We start from the raw sequence: 18,339 nt of genomic DNA, 5'->3' as shown, positions 1-18,339 counted from the left end.
TGGCAGAACAATCAGGAGAGGGGGCCGCGCAAAAGGCGCAGGCGAGTGCAGCGAAGTCGACATGGCATCCTTTCCACAGTCGTTATTGAGGCGCCGATTCTACGCGCAAAAGCGATGGCCTGGCCGGCTGGAATGGCCGGACTGTGAGGCATTTCTGAAAACATGTACGCACAGACAAAAAAGCCCGTCACCGGACGGGCCAGAAAAGCACCGCCCGAACAGGGGCGGCGCGGGTCGATATCAGGCGGTTTCGCGCGCGAAACTCACTTCCGGCAGTTCCGGCTTGCCGTTCAGCTCACGCTGCAGGGTGTTTTCATCGAGCTGTTTGCACCACTTGGCCACCACGAGGGTCGCCACGCCATTGCCAACCAGGTTGGTCAGGGCGCGAGCTTCCGACATGAAACGGTCGATACCGAGGATCAGCGCCAGGCCGGCCACCGGCAGATGACCCACGGCCGACAGGGTCGCGGCCAACACGATGAAGCCGCTGCCGGTCACGCCCGCCGCGCCCTTGGAGGCGATCAGCAGCACTGCCAGCAAGGTCAGCTGATGGGTGATGTCCATCGGCGTATCGGTGGCCTGGGCGATGAACACCGCGGCCATGGTCAGGTAGATCGAGGTGCCGTCGAGGTTGAACGAGTAGCCGGTGGGAATCACCAGGCCGACCACCGATTTGTTCGCGCCGAGCTTCTCCATCTTGCCCAGCATGCGCGGCAGGGCCGACTCCGAGGACGAAGTGCCGAGCACGATCAGCAGCTCTTCGCGGATGTACTTGATGAACTTGAGGATGCTGAAGCCATGGGCCCTGGCGATACCGCCGAGCACCACCAGGACGAACAGCAGGCAGGTGACATAGAAGCAGATCATCAGCTGGCCCAGCTGCACCAGCGAACCGACGCCGTACTGGCCGATGGTGAAGGCCATGGCACCGAAGGCACCGATGGGCGCGACCTTCATGATCATGTTGATGATGCCGAACATCACCTGGGCGATGCGGTCGATGAACTCCAGTACCGGCTTGCCGTAGTCACCCATGCGCTGCAGGGCGAAGGCGAAGATCACCGAGAAGAACAGCACCTGCAGGATGTCACCCGTGGCGAAGGCGCCGACGATGGTGCTGGGGATCACGTTGAGCAGGAAGGCGATGGTGCTCTGCGACTCACCCGCCGCGGCATAGGCGGCAATGCCCTTGGTATCTAGGGTGGCAGGGTCGATATGCATGCCCACGCCCGGCTCGACCAGGTTGACCACGACCAGGCCGATCACCAGGGCCAGGGTGGAGACAATCTCGAAGTACAGCAGCGCATAACCGCCGGTCTTGCCCACCGCCTTCATGTCCTGCATGCCAGCGATACCGCTGACCACGGTGCAGAAGATGATCGGCGCGATGGCCATCTTGATCAGCTTGACGAAGCCATCACCCAGCGGCTTCAGGGCGACGCCCGCCTCCGGGTAGAAATGTCCGATGGCGATACCGATGGCAATGGCCACCAGCACCTGGGCGTACAGACTCTTGTACAGCGGTTTGCGGGTCATGGCAGTTCCTCTCTTGCCGCGCCGGCCTCGATATCTGCGAGGTGCGCAGCCGCGTTTAGCGCTAACCCTCCTGCACTGGAGGGATTTGTTGTGGGCTCCACTGGGGAGCTGTAGCGCTAATTGCAGGGCCTGTGCCACTTCATGAAAATATTTTAAAACCTTTAAAATCAATTAGTTAATAATAATATGCACAACTTTAACCACGCTTTTTGGCGGGAAACCGCCAAGCCCGTGGCGGGTTTCCCCCGCTACCAACTGCACCTGACTACTGTGCCGCCAGTCAGCTGAGTATTCTTGCCGGCTTTACCTAATATTCGAAATTTCATATATTCGAAAAAACGTATATTAGGAGTCGCCATCCATGAGCGAAGCCCTGACCCCGACCAGCGTCTTCAAATGCCTGGCCGACGAAACCCGCATCCGTCTGCTGCTGCTGGCCACCCGCGAAGACGAGCTGTGCGTGTGCGAACTGACCTGCGCCCTTGGTGAGAGTCAGCCGAAAATCTCCCGCCACCTGGCGCAACTGCGTAACGGCGGCCTGCTAGCCGACCGTCGCCAGGGCCAGTGGGTGTATTACCGCCTGCATCCAGAATTGCCGGAGTGGGTGCTGAACATCCTGCGCACTACTCTGGAAGCCAACCGCGACTGGCTCAGCCCCAGCGCCCAACGCCTGCAATGCATGGACGGCCGCCCCGCGCGCGCCAATGCCTGCTGCTAGATAACGCAACCCTCTCGTCCCCTTAGGAAATACCCCTATGACCATCAAAGTCGGTATCAACGGTTTCGGCCGCATCGGACGCCTGGCCCTGCGCGCCGCCTGGGGCTGGCCGGAGCTGGAGTTCGTACAGATCAACGACCCCGCCGGCGACGCCGCCACCCACGCCCACCTGCTGAATTTCGACTCGGTGCACGGCCGCTGGCAGCATGAAGCGAGCAGCACTGGCGACTGCGTAGTGATCGACGGCAAGTCGATCAAGGTCACGGCCAACAAGGCCATCGCCGACACCGACTGGAGCGGCTGCGACCTGGTGATCGAGGCCAGCGGCAAGATGAAGACCGTCGCCGTGCTGCAGGGTTACCTGAACCAGGGCGTGAAGCGCGTGGTGGTCAGCGCGCCGGTGAAAGAGGCCGGCGCGCTGAACGTGGTGCTGGGGGTCAACCAGCAGCTGTTCGACCCGACCGTGCACCGCATCGTCACCGCCGCCTCCTGCACCACCAACTGCCTGGCGCCAGTGGTCAAGGTGATCCACGAGCACCTCGGCATCCGCCACGGCTCGATCACCACCATCCACGACCTGACCAACACCCAGAGCATCCTCGACCAGCCGCACAAGGATCTGCGCCGCGCCCGCGCCTCGGGCATGAGCCTGATTCCCACCACCACCGGCTCGGCCACGGCGATTGCCGAGATCTTCCCCGAGCTGCGCGGCAAGCTGAACGGCCACGCCGTGCGCGTACCGCTGGCCAATGCCTCGCTGACCGACTGCGTGTTCGAGGTCGAGCGCGCCACCACCGTGGACGAGGTCAATGCCCTGCTCAAGGCCGCGGCTGCGGGCCCGCTGGCAGGTATCCTTGGTTACGAGGAACGGCCGCTGGTGTCCATCGACTACCGCACCGACCCGCGTTCCTCGATCATCGATGCGCTGTCGACCCTGGTGGTCAACGGCACCCAGGTGAAGATCTACGCCTGGTACGACAACGAGTGGGGCTACGCCAACCGAACCGTGGAGCTGGCACGGATGGTTGGATTGGCTGGCTAAACGTAGCCCGGATGCAATCCGGGAGGTTGCGGGAGGTGTCCACCCCGGATACCTCCGGGCTACCCCCCTCTCCCCCGGCCCCTCTCCCGTGAACGGGAGAGGGGAGACAAGCCCACGCAGCATCCAGCCCACACGAACATCCCCCTCTCCCCCACGGGATGAGGGTTGGGGAGAGGGGTTCAAGCCCCACTTAACGCTCAGGAAACTCTCATGCGCCCGCTCTCGCAGCTATCGCCCGCCGTGCGCCAGTACCTGCTGGTAACCGGCAACTACTGGGCCTTCACCCTCACCGACGGCGCCCTGCGCATGCTGGTGGTGCTGCACTTCCACAGCCTCGGCTACTCGCCGCTGCAGATCGCCGCGCTGTTCCTGTTCTACGAAATCTTTGGCGTGGTCACCAACCTGGTCGGTGGCTACCTGGGCGCGCGCCTGGGCCTGAATCGCACCATGAACCTCGGCCTCGGCCTGCAGGTGGCGGCGCTGTTGATGCTCACCGTACCGGCCGCCTGGCTGACAGTGCCCTGGGTGATGGGCGCGCAGGCGCTGTCGGGCATCGCCAAGGACCTCAACAAGATGAGCGCCAAGAGCTCGATCAAGTTGCTGGTGCCCGCTGGCGAGCAAGGCACGCTGTACAAGTGGGTGGCGCTCCTCACCGGCTCGAAGAACGCGCTCAAGGGCGTCGGCTTCTTCCTCGGCGGCGCTCTGCTCGCCCTGCTCGGTTTCACCGGCGCGGTGCTGGGCATGGCAGCCGGGCTGGCGCTGATCTGGCTGGCCAGCCTGTGGCTGCTGCAGAAGGACCTGGGCAAGGCCAAGGCCAAACCCAAGTTCCGCGAGCTGCTGTCGAAGAGCCGGGCGATCAACATCCTCTCGGCCGCCCGCCTGTTTCTGTTCGGTGCCCGCGATGTGTGGTTCGTGGTGGCCCTGCCGGTGTACCTGTCCAGCGTGTTCGGCTGGGACTTCTGGCTGGTCGGCGGTTTCCTCGCCTGCTGGGTGATCGGCTACGGCATCGTCCAGTCGTTCGCCCCGGCAATCACCGGCAAGCGCAGCGGCCAGGTCCCGGACGGCCGCGCCGCCTTCGTCTGGGCTGCGCTGCTGGCGGGCCTACCAGCAGCCATCGCCCTTGGCTTGCAGACCGACGCATCGGCGCACTGGGTGCTGCTCGGCGGCCTGCTGCTGTTCGGCGTGCTGTTCGCGGTGAACTCCTCGCTGCACAGCTACCTGATCGTCAGCTACGCCAATGAAGACGGCGTGTCGCTGGACGTCGGCTTCTATTACATGTCCAACGCCCTCGGCCGCCTGCTCGGCACCCTGCTCTCCGGCTGGGTCTACCAGGCTTATGGGCTGGAAGCCTGCCTGTGGATTTCCTCGGCCTTCGTGCTGGCGGCGGCGCTGATCTCCCTGGGCCTGCCCAGGCATGCCGAGGGTCTGGCCCGCTAAGATACGGCAGCGGTGCTGATCTGCAGCAACTCGCCAGGCCAGGCACGCACAGCTTCGCCCCAGCCCCAGCACGCACCAACTCAAGGCATACGCCCCATTTCTGCACACTCCGCGAACCGATAATCAGGGTTCACGCCAGGCCTGCGAACCAGCTTCAGCCACTGAAAAAGCCCGTACACAGCGGCTTTAGGCCCCATGAACAGGGCCTTTGGCAAACCTGGCACAAGCGCTGCATAGCTCAGGCAAACCCGGCGCACACAAGCGGCCGGGCCACCCAGCGATCAACGGTGATCGACGGCCCAACGGCCATGGGTGTGGCGGTGAGCGAGGCACAGCAGCCTGGTTATCCATCGCGAATGAACAGGCAAAGGCGCCTGAAACCGCAAGGTTTCAGGCGCTTTTTTTATTGCCGCAGAAAAACCTGATGAGCTTCGGCCGGGAAATGCCATGAACAGCACAGATACCTCCACAGACCAGCAGCGGCTGATCATCATCGGCAACGGCATGGTCGGCCATCACTGCGTCGAGCAACTGATCGAGCGTGGCGCGCTGGCGCAGTACCGCGTGCATGTGTTCAGTGAAGAGCCGCTGCGCGCCTATGACCGCGTGCACCTCTCCGAGTATTTCACCGGCCGCGATGCCGAATCCCTGGCCCTCAGCGGTGCCGAGCTGTACCAGACGCCGGGCGTGACCCTGCACCTGGGCGTGCCCGTGCTGGAGATCGACCGCGAGCGCCGCGAAGTGATCACCGCCGAAGGCAGCTTCCCCTACGACCAGCTGGTGCTGGCCAGCGGCTCCTACCCCTTCGTGCCGCCGATTGAAGGCGCCGAAGGCGATTCGCGCCTGGTCTACCGCACCCTGGCCGACCTCGACACCATTCAGGCTGCCGCCAAGAGCGCGCGCCGTGGCGTGGTGGTCGGTGGCGGCCTGCTCGGCCTGGAAGCGGCCAACGCGCTGAAGTCTCTGGGCCTGGAAGCCCATGTGGTGGAGTTCGCCCCGCGCCTGATGCCGGTACAGCTGGACGACCACGGCGGCCTGGCACTGAAGGCACAGATCGAAGCCCTGGGCGTCAGCGTGCACCTGTCGCGCGGCACCCAGTCGATCACCCCCGGCAGCGAGTACCGCTACCGGATGAACTTCGCCGGTGAGGAATTCCTGGAAACCGACCTGATCGTGTTCTCCGCCGGCATCCGCCCACAGGACGCCATCGCCAAGCAGTGTGGCCTGGAACTCGGCCCGCGCGGCGGCGTGGCCATCGACAGCCAGTGCCGCACCAGCGACCCGGCGATCTACGCCATCGGCGAGTGCGCGGCGTGGAACGGCGGCATCTTCGGCCTGGTCGCACCGGGCTACCAGATGGCCCGCAGCGTCGCCACCCAGCTGTGCGGCGAAGACAGCGAGCCGTTCATGGGCGCGGATATGTCGACCAAGCTCAAGCTGCTCGGCGTCGACGTCGGCTCCATCGGCGATGCCCACGGCGCCACCGCCGGTTCGCGCAGCTACCGCTTCATCGACGAAGCCACCGCCAGCTACCGCCGTCTGGTGGTCTCGGCCGACGGCAAGCAGGCCCTCGGCGCCGTGCTGGTCGGCGACAACAGCTACTACGACACCCTGCTGCAGTACGTGCAGAACGGCATCAAGCTGCCGGCCGACCCGTCCTGCCTGATCCTGCCGCAAGGCGAAGGCGCCCCGGCGCTGGGCGCCGATGCCCTGCCGGACACCGCCACCATCTGTTCCTGCCACAACGTCAGCAAGGGTGCGATCTGCTCGGCGATCGACGCCGGCTGCGGCGACCTGGCCGGGCTCAAGGCCTGCACCAAGGCGGCCACCGGCTGCGGCGGCTGCTCCGCGCTGCTCAAGCAGGTGTTCGAGCACGAGCTGACTGCGCGCGGCGTGGTGGTGGACAAGAGCCTCTGCGAGCACTTCGCCTACACCCGCCAGGAGCTGTACGGCATCGTTCGCGTCGAAGGCATCGAGAGCTTCGAGGCGCTGCTGGCCAAGCACGGCCGCGGCCATGTCGGTTGCGATATCTGCAAGCCGGCGGTGGGTTCGATCCTCGCCTCCTGCTGGAACCGCTCGATCACCGACCCGGCGCTGGTACCGCTGCAGGACACCAACGACACCTTCATGGCCAACATGCAGAAGAACGGCACCTACTCGGTGGTGCCGCGTATTCCCGGTGGCGAGATCACCCCGGACGGCCTGCTGGCCATCGGCGCGGTGGCGAAGAAATACGACCTCTACACCAAGATCACCGGCGGCCAGCGCATCGACCTGTTCGGCGCGCAGCTGCACGAACTGCCGGACATCTGGGCCGAACTGATCGCCGCCGGCTTCGAAACCGGCCACGCCTACGGCAAGTCGCTGCGCACGGTGAAGTCCTGCGTGGGCAGCACCTGGTGCCGCTACGGTGTGCAGGACAGCGTCGGCATGGCGCTGCTGCTGGAGGATCGCTACAAGGGCCTGCGTTCGCCGCACAAGATCAAGTTCGCCGTCTCCGGCTGCACCCGCGAATGCGCCGAGGCGCAGAGCAAGGACGTCGGCGTGATCGCCACCGAGAACGGCTGGAACCTGTATGTCGCTGGCAACGGCGGCATGCGCCCACGCCACGCCGAGCTGTTCGCCACCGACCTGGATGACGCCACCCTGGTGCGCTACATCGACCGCTTCCTGATGTTCTACGTGCAAACCGCCGACCGTCTGCAACGCACCTCGGTGTGGCGTGAGTCGCTGGAAGGCGGCCTGGACTACCTGAAGGAAGTGATCATCGACGACAGCCTGAATCTCGCCGCCGAACTGGAAGCGCAGATGCAGCTGGTGATCGACCGCTACGAGTGCGAATGGGCCAACGCCCTCAAGGACCCGGAGAAGCTCAAGCGCTTCCGCACCTTCGTCAACCAGCAAGGCGGCGACCCGGATATCCAGTTCGTCGAGGAGCGTGGCCAGCGTCGCCCGATCAGCGCCACCGAACTGCAACTTATTCCAGCCGAGGAGGTGGTCTGATGGGCCAGTCGAGCGCAACCGCAATAGTCGAGCAAACCAGCGTGCAGTGGCGCGCCCTGTGCAGCCGTGCCGACCTGGTGGCCAACTCCGGCGTGGTCGCCTGGGTCGACGGCGCCCAGGTGGCGCTGTTCTATCTGCCAAACGAGGCCAGCGACAAGCAGCTGTATGCCGTGGACAACCGCGACCCCAAGTCCGGCGCCAACGTCATCGGTCGCGGCATTGTCGGCAGCCTGGGTGGCGACCTGGTGATCGCCGCACCGCTGTACAAGCAGCACTACCGCCTGGAAGACGGCACCTGCCTGGAATACCCGGAGCAGCAGCTGCGTACCTGGCCGGTGCGCCTGCAGGGTGACACGGTGGAAATCGGCCTGGCCTGATCGCTCCACCCAGTAGCCCACCGCGAGCCCGCGGCCGGCACCCTTGCAAGGTGCGGGTCGCGGGCTTTTGCGTTGCATGGCCGTGCTGGGCAAAGCGTATTAGGATGACCAGCCAGCAGCTCAACGCCGCCATGCGGGGGATAACGCGGTACTTATCCACCATCAGGCTGCGCCACTGCCCAACCCGCCCACCTTGCCCCGACGCCAAGGAAGCCACTGCATGCTCCACCCTCTGCGCCACGCCCTGTTCACCCTCAGCCTCAGCCTCAGCGGCATTGCCAGCGTGCAAGCCGAACAAGTCCAGGTGGCCGTCGCCACCAATTTCAGCGCGCCCATGCCGGCCATCGCCGAGGGTTTCGAGCAGGCCACCGGACACACCCTGGTCGCCGCCTACGGCGCCACCGGGCAGCTCTACGCACAGATCAAGCACGGCGCGCCTTTCGAAGTCTTTCTCGCCGCCGATGACAGCACCCCGGCCAAGCTGGAACGCGAAGGCGAGAGCGTGGCCGATTCACGCTTCACCTATGCCATCGGCGCCCTGGCCCTGTGGTCGGCGCAGGCCGGTTATGTCGACGCGCAAGGTGCGGTGCTCAAGGCCAACCAGTTCCAACACCTGGCCATTGCCAATCCGAAAACCGCCCCATACGGCCTGGCCGCCACCCAGGTGCTGGCCAAGCTGGGTCTGAGTCAGGCCATGGCGCCCAAGCTGGTCGAAGGCCAGAACATCGCCCAGACCATTCAGTTTGTCGCCAGTGGCAATGCCGAACTGGGCTTCGTCGCCCTGTCACAGGTGTACAAGGACGGCCGACTCAGCAGCGGCTCGGCCTGGCGTGTTCCGGCCGAGTTGCATGCGCCGATCCGCCAGGACGCGCTAATCCTCAACCAGGGCAAGGACAACCCAGCGGCCAAGGCGCTACTGGAATATCTGCGCAGCGAACCCGCAGTAGCGGTGCTGCGCTCCTACGGCTACCAGCTGTAGCCAGCGGCGCCCGGCTTCTTGTAGGGTGCGCCGGGCGCACCTGCAGCTGCCTGACGACAAGGAAAACCCGCGATGCCCCTCACCAGCGCCGACTTCGCCGCGATCTGGTTGACCCTGCAGCTGGCCACGCTGACCACAGTGCTCTTGCTGCTGATCGGCACGCCTATCGCCTGGTGGCTGGCGCGCACCCGTTCCTGGTGGAAGGGCCCGGTCAGCGCCGTGGTCACCCTGCCCCTGGTGCTGCCGCCGACGGTGATCGGCTTCTACCTGCTGGTGACCATGGGCCCGCACGGGCCGATCGGCCAGCTCACCCAGAGCCTGGGGCTGGGCACCCTGCCCTTCAGCTTCGCCGGCCTGGTGGTGGGTTCGATCATCTACTCCATGCCCTTCGTCGTGCAGCCGCTGCAAAACGCCTTCGCGGCCATCGGCGAGCGCCCCCTGGAAGTCGCCGCCACCCTGCGCGCCAGTCCCTGGGACAGCTTCTTTACAGTCGCCTTGCCGCTGGCCAAACCCGGTTTCATCACCGCCGCGGTGCTGGGCTTTGCCCACACCATCGGCGAGTTCGGCGTGGTGCTGATGATCGGCGGCAATATTCCCGGCAAGACCAGCGTGGTCTCGGTGCAGATCTTCAACCACGTCGAGGCCATGGAATACGCCCAGGCCCACTGGCTGGCCGGCGGCATGCTGCTGTTCTCCTTCCTTATCCTGCTGGCCCTGCACCTCAAAGGTCGCCTGCAGCCGGTACGGGTCTGAGCCATGAGCCATAACGCTGTTTCGCCCGATAAGCGTCTGCAGGCCCGCTTTCGCCTGAGCCGTGGCGAGTTCCGCCTGGATGTCGATCTGGACCTGCCGGGGCGCGGCGTCACCGCGCTGTTCGGCCCGTCCGGCTCGGGCAAGACCAGCCTGCTGCGCTGCGTGGCCGGTCTGGAGCGCGCCGAAATCGGCCAGCTGCGGGTCAACGGTGAGTGCTGGCAGGACAGCGCCCGCGGCCACTTCCTCGCCCCGCACCAGCGCGCCCTGGGTTATGTGTTCCAGGAAGCCAGCCTGTTCGAGCACCTGTCGGTGCGCGGCAATCTGGAATACGGCCGCAAACGCATTCCTGCCGAGCAGCGCCGCGTCAGCCTGGAGCAGGCGTTGGCGCTGCTCGGCATCGAGCACCTGCTCGAACGCCTGCCAGGCAAACTGTCCGGTGGTGAACGGCAACGGGTCGCCATCGCCCGCGCACTGCTGACCAGCCCGCGCCTGCTGTTGCTGGACGAACCGCTGGCCGCCCTCGACCCGCAGCGCAAGGCCGAAATCCTGCCCTATCTGGAGCGCCTGCACGACGAACTGGAGATACCCGTGCTCTACGTCAGCCACGCGCCGGACGAGGTGGCACGCCTGGCCGATCACCTGGTGCTGCTGGACCACGGCCAGGTGCAGGCCAGCGGCCCGGTCGACGAGTTGCTGGCACGCCTCGATCTGCCCATGGCCCACAGCGAGGATGCCGGCGTGGTGGTGCAGGCGCGGGTCAGCGACCACGATGCGCACTATCAACTGCTTAGCCTGGCCTTTCCCGGCAGCCCGATTGGCCTGCGCATCGCCCATGCCCCGGTGGCCAGCGGCAAGCTGCTGCGGGTCAAGGTGCAGGCCCGCGACGTCAGCCTGAGCCTGGATAAGCCGCAGCACAGCAGCATCCTCAACCTGCTGCCGGTCACCGTGCACAGCCAGGCGCCAGCGGACAACCCGGCCCATGTGCTGGTACGCCTGGACATGCACGGCACGCTGCTGCTGGCGCGCATCACCCGCTACTCGCGCGACCAGCTCGGCCTGCACGATGGCCAGCAACTGTGGGCGCAGATCAAGTCGGTGGCGCTGCTGGCCTGAAGGCTGACTCGGCCCACGGACACTCCCCTCTCCCACTTGTGGGAGAGGGGCTGGGGGAGAGGGAGTCGGCCCACTCCCCCTCCCCCCAACCCTCGGCTTTGGCTTCCTGCGTCCCCCTACCTCCGGCATCCCAGCAGTCGTCTCCCGTAAACGGCAGAGGGAGCAGCCCATGCTTGTCCACCGCCGCCGAGCGCCCTACCATCCGGCCCACACTTTCGCCGAGCCCTGTCATGCGCGAACGCACTATCGCCAGCCATTTCATCCGCGCCGCCCTGCGCGGCGCCGAGCGCCAGGGCCTGGACTACAGCGCCCTGCTGCGCGAGCTGGGCATCCAGCCGGCGCTGCTGGAAGAGCCGCGCGCACGCCTCGCCCCCGAGCAGTTCACCCGCCTGCTGCAAGGCCTGTGGGCACTACTCGATGACGAGTACATGGGCTTCGGCCAGCGCCCGAGCAAGCGCGGCACCTTCGCCATGATGGGCCACGCCATCATCCACTGCCGCACCCTGGAAAAAGCCCTGGTGCGCGGCATGCTGTTCTACGGCCTGTTCCCCGACGCCCCCCGCGTGCACCTGCAGCGCGAGGACGAGTGGGTCCGCCTGAGTATCGACAGCTCGGTGCTGTGGGACCCGGACCACTTCCTCACCGAGAGCCTGCTGGTGATCTGGCACCGCCTCGGCAGCTGGCTGATCGGCCAGCGCATCCGCCTGGAAGAAGCCAGCTTCGCCTATGCCGAGCCGGCGCACAGCGGCGAGTACGACCTGCTGTTCCCCTGCCCACGGCGCTTCGACGCAGCCAGCACTAGCCTGCTGTTTCACAGCCGCTACCTGAACATGCCGCTGCTGCAGGACGAGCGCACGCTCAAGCAGTTCCTCGAACACTCACCGGCCGACCTGCTGGCCCGCCCCGATGGCGGTGACAGCCTGACCAGCCGTATCCGCCGCCTGCTCGGCCGCGACTGTGCCAACTGGCCCGATCTGGAACAGGTCGCCCAGCAACTGCATATCAGCCCGCAGACCCTGCGCCGCCACCTGCGCGAGGAAGGCAGCAGCTTCCAGGAACTCAAGGACCACCTGCGCCGCGACCTGGCCATCTACCACCTGGGCCGCGACGAACTGTCGATCCAGGATCTGGCCGAACAGCTCGGCTTCTCCGAACCCTCGGCCTTCCACCGCGCCTTCAAGAAATGGACCGGGCTGACCCCCGGCGCCTATCGCGCGCATCAGGAAAGCTGAACATCAACCCCGCCGCATGGATGCCGCCCTATGAAACGCCCACGCAAACGCTATCTGCTGCTCGCCCTGTGTCTCGCCTGGCTGCTCGCCCCCGAGTGGCCACAGGTGCCCGTGCAGGGCGCCAGCAGCAAAGACTGGCACCCCAAGAGTTTCTGGTTCGAACCCTGGGGCCGCTCCGGCGTGCACAAGGGCATCGACATCTTCGCCCGCACCGGTACGCCTGTAGTAGCGCCGAGCTACGGCCTGGTGCTGCTGCGCGGTGAAATCGATATGGGTGGCAAGGTGCTGGTGGTACTCGGGCCGAAATGGCGCCTGCACTACTTCGCCCATCTCGACAGCCACGGCGCCTGGCCCGGCCAACCCGTGCTGCCCGGCAGCCTGCTGGGCACGGTCGGCGATAGCGGCAATGCGCGGGGCAAGCCACCGCACCTGCACTATTCCATCGTCAGCCTGCTGCCCTATTTCTGGCGCGCCGATGGCAGTGCGCAGGGCTGGAAGAAGATGTTCTACCTGGACCCCAGCCAGCTGCTCGCCCCCAGCAGCGACTAGCTGCACGCACGGCCTCGGGGCGCAGAGCACCGCCCCCAGCCGATGAACTGCCTTGAATAGCCCATCGAATCCGGTAGGCTCAGCACCTTTCTTCAGAGGAGTACACCCCATGGCCCGAGCCACTGCCCGTCACATCCTGGTTGCCAGCGAAGCCAAGTGCAACGAACTGAAAGCCGCCATCGAAGGTGGTGCCGACTTCGCCCAGGTCGCCAAAGATAACTCCACCTGCCCGTCCAGCCGCCAGGGCGGCGACCTCGGCTCCTTCGGCCCGGGCCAGATGGTCAAGGAATTCGACACCGTGGTATTCAGCGCACCGATCAACGTGGTGCAAGGCCCGGTGAAGACCCAGTTCGGCTACCACCTGCTGGAAGTCACCAGCCGCCAGGACTGATGGCCCCACCCGCCCTGGCCGCGCGCCCGGGGCGGGTTCTCACTCCGCTAGATCCCGCAACACACCCAATCCGACCGCCCTCCCCACCCGCCTATACTGGCTGCACAGCAACCCTGATTGCCACGCATGCCTACAGCCTCCGCTCGCCTACTCTGCCTGCTCATCCTGCTGCTGCCGTTGCCCGCCTGGGCCGAAGCCGTGCAGCTGTTCAGCGTGCAAGCGCCACCGCTGACCTCAAGCGAGCCAGGCCAGCACGGCCTGGTGGGTGAAGTGGTGCTGGCCGCCCTGGCTGCGGAAAAGCTCGACTACAGGCTGCACACGCCACCCTGGCCACGAGCCCAGAAGCAGGTGCAGGAAGGCCGCGACCTGCTGATCATGCCGCTGTCACGCATTCCCTCGCGGGAAAAGCTGTACACCTGGATCACCCCGATTTTCCACATACAACGGGCCTTCTTCAGCCTCGGCACGCCCGTACGCTCAATGGCCGAAGCGCGCCTGCAGCTGCGCCAGGTTGGCGTCGGCCTGGGCAGCGCGCAGCACCAGCAACTGCTCGACGCCGGCTTTCGCGAAGACCAGCTGCTGGTGTTGAAGATCGATGAGAACCCGGCGCTGATGCTGGAAATGGGCCGCCTGGATGCCTGGTTCAATGGCATCCCCGAAGCGCGTTACTTCTGGGAAAAGGTCGGCAAGCACGAACTGCTCAGCAGCCCGCCCCTGGTCAGCAACGACCTCTACCTGGCCTGCTCGCTGGAATGCGACCCGGACCTGGTCGAGCGCCTGCGCCGGCGCCTGCAGCTGATGCAGGCGTCCGGCGAAGTGGCACGTATCCAGGCGCGCTACGCCCGCTATACCGACTGAATCGGCCAAGTATTAGGCTTGCCAGTCATCCGAGCGGCAGCCAAAACCAACGCCATCAAACGGAATCCCGCTGCCCGACACTGGCAGAAATTCACTATTCAAAACCTGCCACGCCATGGAAACTGCGCCCGACCACTGCAAGCCACAAGGAAGTTCCTGCGATGCACGCGCAATCACCCGCCGCCACACCTGCCACTCGTCCTGCCCTGTCCAAACTCAAGCTGGTGCTGCATGGCCTGTCGCTACTCGCAGCGGCCTTGGTGGCCTACAGCTTCTGGTCCAGCCTGCCGGCTTTCGCCGACGTTTTCAGCAGCTTCGGTGCCGAGCTACCCCTGCTGACCCAGTTGGTCGTGGATTACCCGCAAGCGGTATGGAGCGTCCTGCGCGGCGGCCTGGCCCATCAACTGGCCTGGTTGCTGCTGTGGGTTGCAGTGCGCGAGCGCTGGGCCCATGTCGGCCTGCTGCTGGCGAGCCTGGTGGCATGGCTCCTGGTTGCCCTGCAGATCGTTGCGGTTTATCTGCCGCTGCTGAGCCTGGGCCAAGTGGTGTAGCCGACTGGGCTATTCCTAGCGTTGAATGGATCTTTCCCACAAACAACACAAGGATGTGGCGATGAACAAAACCTGCTTGAAGTGCGGCCATGCACAAGCATTTGCCGAAGACTTGCCGACCCACGCCTGCCCGAACTGCGGCGCCATTTATGCCAAGGTCGAGCAGGCGCTGAAGACTACCCAGCAGCTACAGGCCAGCATCATCGCGGTCGAACCAGCCAGCCCGAGCGAGCCGCGCCCGGCAAACAGCCTGTTATGGCTCGCTCTGCTCGGCTGCATCGTGCTGGCCAGCGCGAGCGCAATCCTGGGGACGCTGTATTACCAGGAAAAGCACCTGAACCAGGTGTTACTGAGCCAACGCGATCGCACTCCCGCAGCGCCAATCAGCAACCCGGCCCCTGCCATTCGAGCGGATGCCTTTATGCCGACGGGCAGCGAACTGCCGCTGAGCAAGTCCCGGCCACCGGCCGACCTGGCCGAGAACGCGGAAGTTATCGTGATTTCCGGATACGAGGCGGCAAACCAGGCCAGCCAGGGCACCAGGGTCAAGGTGTCGATCGATCGGCCGGGCAAAGCGGTGCTACTGGTGCTGACTAGCTACGAGAAGATTGCCTGGCAGGTGGATGCAAGTGCCGACACCCTGGTCAAGGGCATCCTCGTCTCCGGTTACGAACGCCCCAGCGTGTACAGCAGCTTTGCTACCCAGGGTTTCCTGAGCCAATTGCCCTACAGCTACGAAAAGGACAGCGGCAACTTCGTCGCCCTGCTCAAGGGCTTGCACGACCTGTTCGGCATTCAGCAGGTAGACGCTTTTCGCGGCGAATATGCCCTGCCCAATGCCATTGTCGTGACCGAACCAGACCAGCCGCAGCAGGACCTGACCCTGGCTGGCGACATGCCGCAGGCGCCGCTCAAACCCTTGCAGTTCGAGCTGACCACCCGCGACTACGGCAAGAGCCAGTGGTCGCTGGAAGGCCCCGTGGAGCCCGAGCTACAGGTTGCCATCGCGAGCGACAAGGCGGTCAAGGCCATGCAGGATCAGCGCATCTACCAGATAGACAGCCACCAGCTGCACGTGATCGATCCGCAGACTCGGCAGAAGACCCTGCTGGAAATGCCCAGCAACTTCCCCAGCCTGTCCTGGCCCATGGATGTGGCCTACGACAGCAAACGCCACTACGTCACCCTTGCCTCGCTGGGGGGCGAAGGCTTCCTTTACCGTTTCGATGCCAACAACGGTAAATGGCTGGACTTCCGCTCACTGGACAATATCGATATCAGTTCGCTGGCCTACGATGAACTGGCCGATCGCTACGCGGCCTGGACTTCCGACGGCAGTCTGCTGTTCATCGCCAGCGACGGTACACCGCTGTCCAGCACGCGACTCGCCGATCGCCTGCAAGGCTTCAACCGTCTCTACAACAGGGGCAATAGCCAGCCGCCCAGCCTGCTGCTGGTACCCAGAGGCGAGCAACTGGCGCTGATCAAACTGCAGGGCCAGGTCGTCGACTGCATCTGGTACTACGACCTGCGCCTGGATCTGACCCAGCTCACGTACAAGCGCGGCAGCTCTCTATCCATGCAGTAATCGGGCACATGACGGCATCCTTTCAGTGTGAGGAAAACTGCTCGGCCAGGCCCTGGCGGCGGAACTGCTCGACGATGAAGTCGACGAACACCCGGGTCTTCTGCGGCAGCAGTTTGTGCCCGGAGAAGTAGATCGATATTGCCCCGCTGTCCACGTACCAGTCCGGCAATACCCGCTGCAGCGCGCCGCTCTGCAGGTAGGGCAAGGCATGCGCGGTGCTCACCAGGGTGATGCCCAGGCCTTGCTGCGCGGCGTGGCAGGCAGCTTCCGGGTCGCCCAGGGCCATGCGCTGCTGCAGCTCGATGGCGGCCTGTTCACCCGCGCGATTGCGCAACAGCCACGGGCGAATACGCCCGGTCTGCGGCGAGCGAATCAGGATGCCAGCATGCTGGCGCAGCTCGCTCGGTGAGGTCGGCATGGCATGCTGGGCCAGATAGGCCGGGGCAGCCAGCAGCACCCGGTGGGCTGGCCCCAGCTCGCGGGCCACCGCTCCCGGCGGTAGCTCGAAGCCGCCGCCGATGGCCGCATCGAAGCCTTCGCCGATCAGGTCCACGGCACGGTTGTCGAAGTGCCAGTCGGGCACCACGCCGGGGTAGCGACGGAGAAACTCGTCGAGCAGCGGCACGATGTAGTTCAGGCCGAAGGCCAGGCCCATGCTGACCTTGAGCGTGCCGACCGGCTGGCCCTCGATGCCGGCCAGGTTGCTCATGGCCCCCTGCAGGATATCCAGGCCGCCCCTGGCCTCGCCCAGGAAGTGCTCGCCAGCCTCGGTCAGGCTCAGGCTGCGGGTGCTGCGCTGGAACAGGCGCACGCCCAGGTCTGCCTCCAGGCGGGCGACGTTCTTGCCCACCGCCGCCGGGGTCAGGCCCAGGCGCCGCGCCGCCTCGGCGAAGCTGCCAGCCTCGGCGCTGCGGACAAAGCATTCGATGCCGTTGAGCGTATCCATGGCCATTAACAACCATCTGTATCGAAAGAAAGCACAGACTACTGGCTAATCAATGACTAATCGAGGGCAGATACTCGTTTCCGTCAACTACCCCAATCCCCCGGAGACGAACATGACCACTCACCTTCCCCTCAGCGGCAAAGTTGCTTTCATCCAAGGCGGTTCACGCGGCATCGGCGCCGCCATCGCCCAACGCCTGGCCCGTGACGGTGCCAGTGTCGCCCTCACTTACAGCCAGTCACCGCAAGCCGCCGAAGCGGTGGTGCAGAGCATCGTCGCCGCCGGCGGCCGCGCCCTGGCGATCCGCGCCGACAGTGCCGGCGAACTGGCCATCCGGCATGCCATCGGCCAGACCGTGGAAACCTTCGGTCGCCTCGACATCCTGGTCAACAACGCCGGCGTGCTGGCGATTGCGCCGATCGAGGAGCTGAGCATGGAGGACATCGACCGCACCCTGGCGATCAACGTGCGCAGCGTGGTGATCGCCAGCCAGGAAGCCGCCAAGTACCTGGGTGACGGTGGGCGGATCATCCATATCGGCAGCACCAATGCCGAGCGCATGCCGTTCGCCGGCGGCGCGCTGTATGCCATGAGCAAGTCGGCGCTGGTCGGCCTGACCAAAGGCCTGGCCCGCGACCTCGGCCCGCGCGGCATCACGGTGAACAACGTGCAACCGGGCCCGGTGGACACCGAGATGAACCCGGACAACACCGAGTTCGCCGCCTCGCTGAAGCCGACCATGGCCCTGTCGCGCTACGGCCAGGTCGAGGAGATCGCCAGCTTCGTCAGCTACCTGGCCGGCCCGGAAGCGGGCTACATCACCGGCGCCAGTCTGACCATCGACGGTGGTTTTGCCGCCTGACACGCGGCCTGCGCAACAACCTGCACAGCCCCCGGAGCGGGGCTATGCTTGTTCAAGACGCAATTTTGCATCCATGCAGGTTGATGCAACCTGGGAGGTGGTAATGGCCAACGAGCGCACTCTGTCCATCCCTACATCACCGAGGTAAGCACCATGAGCAAGAGTCAGGATTCCCACAAAGAGAGCAAGAAGAAACCGCTCAAGAGCCTTCACGACAAGCGCCTGGCCAAGCGCGAGAAAAAGCATGGCACCACCCTGCTGGGCAGCCACGCCGAAACCCCGTGAACCCCAGACAAACCCGGCGCCATCTGGGCGCCGGGCCTCTTCCCCGCCCTTTCCAACCACAGCCCGACAGCTCACAGGTGCCTCCGCGCGCGTGACCGGCTAGAATCTGCCGCCTTATC

General features: G+C 65.2%; 18 protein-coding genes. 16 read left to right on the top strand and 2 right to left on the bottom strand.

Features of this window, described 5'->3' with window-relative positions:
• Positions 1-240: 240 nt before the first annotated feature.
• Positions 241-1,536 (bottom strand): dicarboxylate/amino acid:cation symporter, encoded by a 1,296-nt coding sequence (locus LRS11_RS12440; RefSeq protein WP_260493302.1) that lies wholly within the window; start codon positions 1,534-1,536, stop codon positions 241-243.
• Between the two features lie 361 nt (positions 1,537-1,897).
• Between LRS11_RS12440 and LRS11_RS12435 the strand changes: the two genes are divergently transcribed.
• From LRS11_RS12435 to LRS11_RS12370, 14 genes are all read left to right on the top strand, one after another.
• Positions 1,898-2,254, top strand: coding sequence for a metalloregulator ArsR/SmtB family transcription factor (locus LRS11_RS12435; protein ID WP_260493301.1), 357 nt, complete (start codon positions 1,898-1,900; stop codon positions 2,252-2,254).
• A 37-nt stretch (positions 2,255-2,291) separates the two neighbouring features.
• The gene (locus LRS11_RS12430; RefSeq protein ID WP_260493300.1) at positions 2,292-3,296 is read left to right on the top strand and encodes an ArsJ-associated glyceraldehyde-3-phosphate dehydrogenase; all 1,005 of its coding nucleotides are present in this window, start codon (positions 2,292-2,294) and stop codon (positions 3,294-3,296) included.
• Between the two features lie 210 nt (positions 3,297-3,506).
• The gene (gene arsJ / locus LRS11_RS12425; RefSeq protein ID WP_260493299.1) at positions 3,507-4,733 is read left to right on the top strand and encodes an organoarsenical effux MFS transporter ArsJ; all 1,227 of its coding nucleotides are present in this window, start codon (positions 3,507-3,509) and stop codon (positions 4,731-4,733) included.
• A 447-nt stretch (positions 4,734-5,180) separates the two neighbouring features.
• On the top strand, positions 5,181-7,736 hold the full coding sequence (gene nirB / locus LRS11_RS12420) for a nitrite reductase large subunit NirB (RefSeq protein WP_260493298.1): 2,556 nt from the start codon (positions 5,181-5,183) through the stop codon (positions 7,734-7,736).
• Positions 7,736-8,113 carry a nitrite reductase small subunit NirD gene (nirD, locus tag LRS11_RS12415; protein ID WP_260493297.1) on the top strand — a complete coding sequence of 126 codons (378 nt, stop codon included), beginning with the start codon at positions 7,736-7,738 and terminating at the stop codon, positions 8,111-8,113. Before nirB ends, nirD begins: the two co-directional genes overlap by 1 nt.
• Before the next feature lie 220 nt (positions 8,114-8,333).
• Positions 8,334-9,092, top strand: coding sequence for a molybdate ABC transporter substrate-binding protein (gene modA, locus LRS11_RS12410; RefSeq protein ID WP_260493296.1), 759 nt, complete (start codon positions 8,334-8,336; stop codon positions 9,090-9,092).
• 72 nt (positions 9,093-9,164) lie between these two features.
• Positions 9,165-9,845, top strand: a complete 681-nt coding sequence (gene modB / locus LRS11_RS12405; protein WP_260493295.1) for a molybdate ABC transporter permease subunit — start codon at positions 9,165-9,167, stop codon at positions 9,843-9,845.
• A 3-nt stretch (positions 9,846-9,848) separates the two neighbouring features.
• Positions 9,849-10,958, top strand: coding sequence for a molybdenum ABC transporter ATP-binding protein (gene modC, locus LRS11_RS12400; RefSeq protein WP_260493294.1), 1,110 nt, complete (start codon positions 9,849-9,851; stop codon positions 10,956-10,958).
• A gap of 230 nt (positions 10,959-11,188) precedes the next feature.
• Positions 11,189-12,190 carry an AraC family transcriptional regulator gene (locus LRS11_RS12395; protein ID WP_260493293.1) on the top strand — a complete coding sequence of 334 codons (1,002 nt, stop codon included), beginning with the start codon at positions 11,189-11,191 and terminating at the stop codon, positions 12,188-12,190.
• Positions 12,191-12,220: 30 nt separating this feature from the next.
• Positions 12,221-12,739 carry a M23 family metallopeptidase gene (locus tag LRS11_RS12390; RefSeq protein WP_260493292.1) on the top strand — a complete coding sequence of 173 codons (519 nt, stop codon included), beginning with the start codon at positions 12,221-12,223 and terminating at the stop codon, positions 12,737-12,739.
• 109 nt (positions 12,740-12,848) lie between these two features.
• The gene (locus LRS11_RS12385) at positions 12,849-13,130 is read left to right on the top strand and encodes a peptidylprolyl isomerase (protein WP_090231782.1); all 282 of its coding nucleotides are present in this window, start codon (positions 12,849-12,851) and stop codon (positions 13,128-13,130) included.
• 126 nt (positions 13,131-13,256) lie between these two features.
• A complete protein-coding gene (locus LRS11_RS12380) occupies positions 13,257-13,988 on the top strand; it encodes an ABC transporter substrate-binding protein (protein WP_260493291.1) in 732 nt (243 codons plus the stop codon).
• 161 nt (positions 13,989-14,149) lie between these two features.
• Complete coding sequence (locus LRS11_RS12375; RefSeq protein ID WP_260493290.1) at positions 14,150-14,539, top strand: hypothetical protein; 390 nt, start codon at positions 14,150-14,152, stop codon at positions 14,537-14,539.
• 61 nt (positions 14,540-14,600) lie between these two features.
• On the top strand, positions 14,601-16,127 hold the full coding sequence (locus LRS11_RS12370; RefSeq protein WP_260493289.1) for a hypothetical protein: 1,527 nt from the start codon (positions 14,601-14,603) through the stop codon (positions 16,125-16,127).
• Positions 16,128-16,149: 22 nt separating this feature from the next.
• Here LRS11_RS12370 and LRS11_RS12365 read toward each other — a convergent pair whose 3' ends face one another.
• On the bottom strand, positions 16,150-17,073 hold the full coding sequence (locus tag LRS11_RS12365; RefSeq protein WP_260496910.1) for a LysR family transcriptional regulator: 924 nt from the start codon (positions 17,071-17,073) through the stop codon (positions 16,150-16,152).
• Positions 17,074-17,185: 112 nt separating this feature from the next.
• Here LRS11_RS12365 and LRS11_RS12360 point away from each other — a divergent pair, with 112 nt between their 5' ends.
• Positions 17,186-17,935: a 3-oxoacyl-ACP reductase family protein gene (locus LRS11_RS12360; RefSeq protein ID WP_260493288.1), complete on the top strand. Its 750-nt coding sequence runs from the start codon at positions 17,186-17,188 to the stop codon at positions 17,933-17,935.
• A gap of 153 nt (positions 17,936-18,088) precedes the next feature.
• Positions 18,089-18,220 carry a hypothetical protein gene (locus LRS11_RS12355; RefSeq protein ID WP_260493287.1) on the top strand — a complete coding sequence of 44 codons (132 nt, stop codon included), beginning with the start codon at positions 18,089-18,091 and terminating at the stop codon, positions 18,218-18,220.
• Positions 18,221-18,339: the final 119 nt, after the last annotated feature.

The organism is Pseudomonas sp. J452 (assembly GCF_024666525.1).
GTDB lineage: Bacteria > Pseudomonadota > Gammaproteobacteria > Pseudomonadales > Pseudomonadaceae > Aquipseudomonas.
Note: the sequence above shows the minus strand (reverse complement) of the source record. Positions and strands in the feature narration are given on the sequence as shown.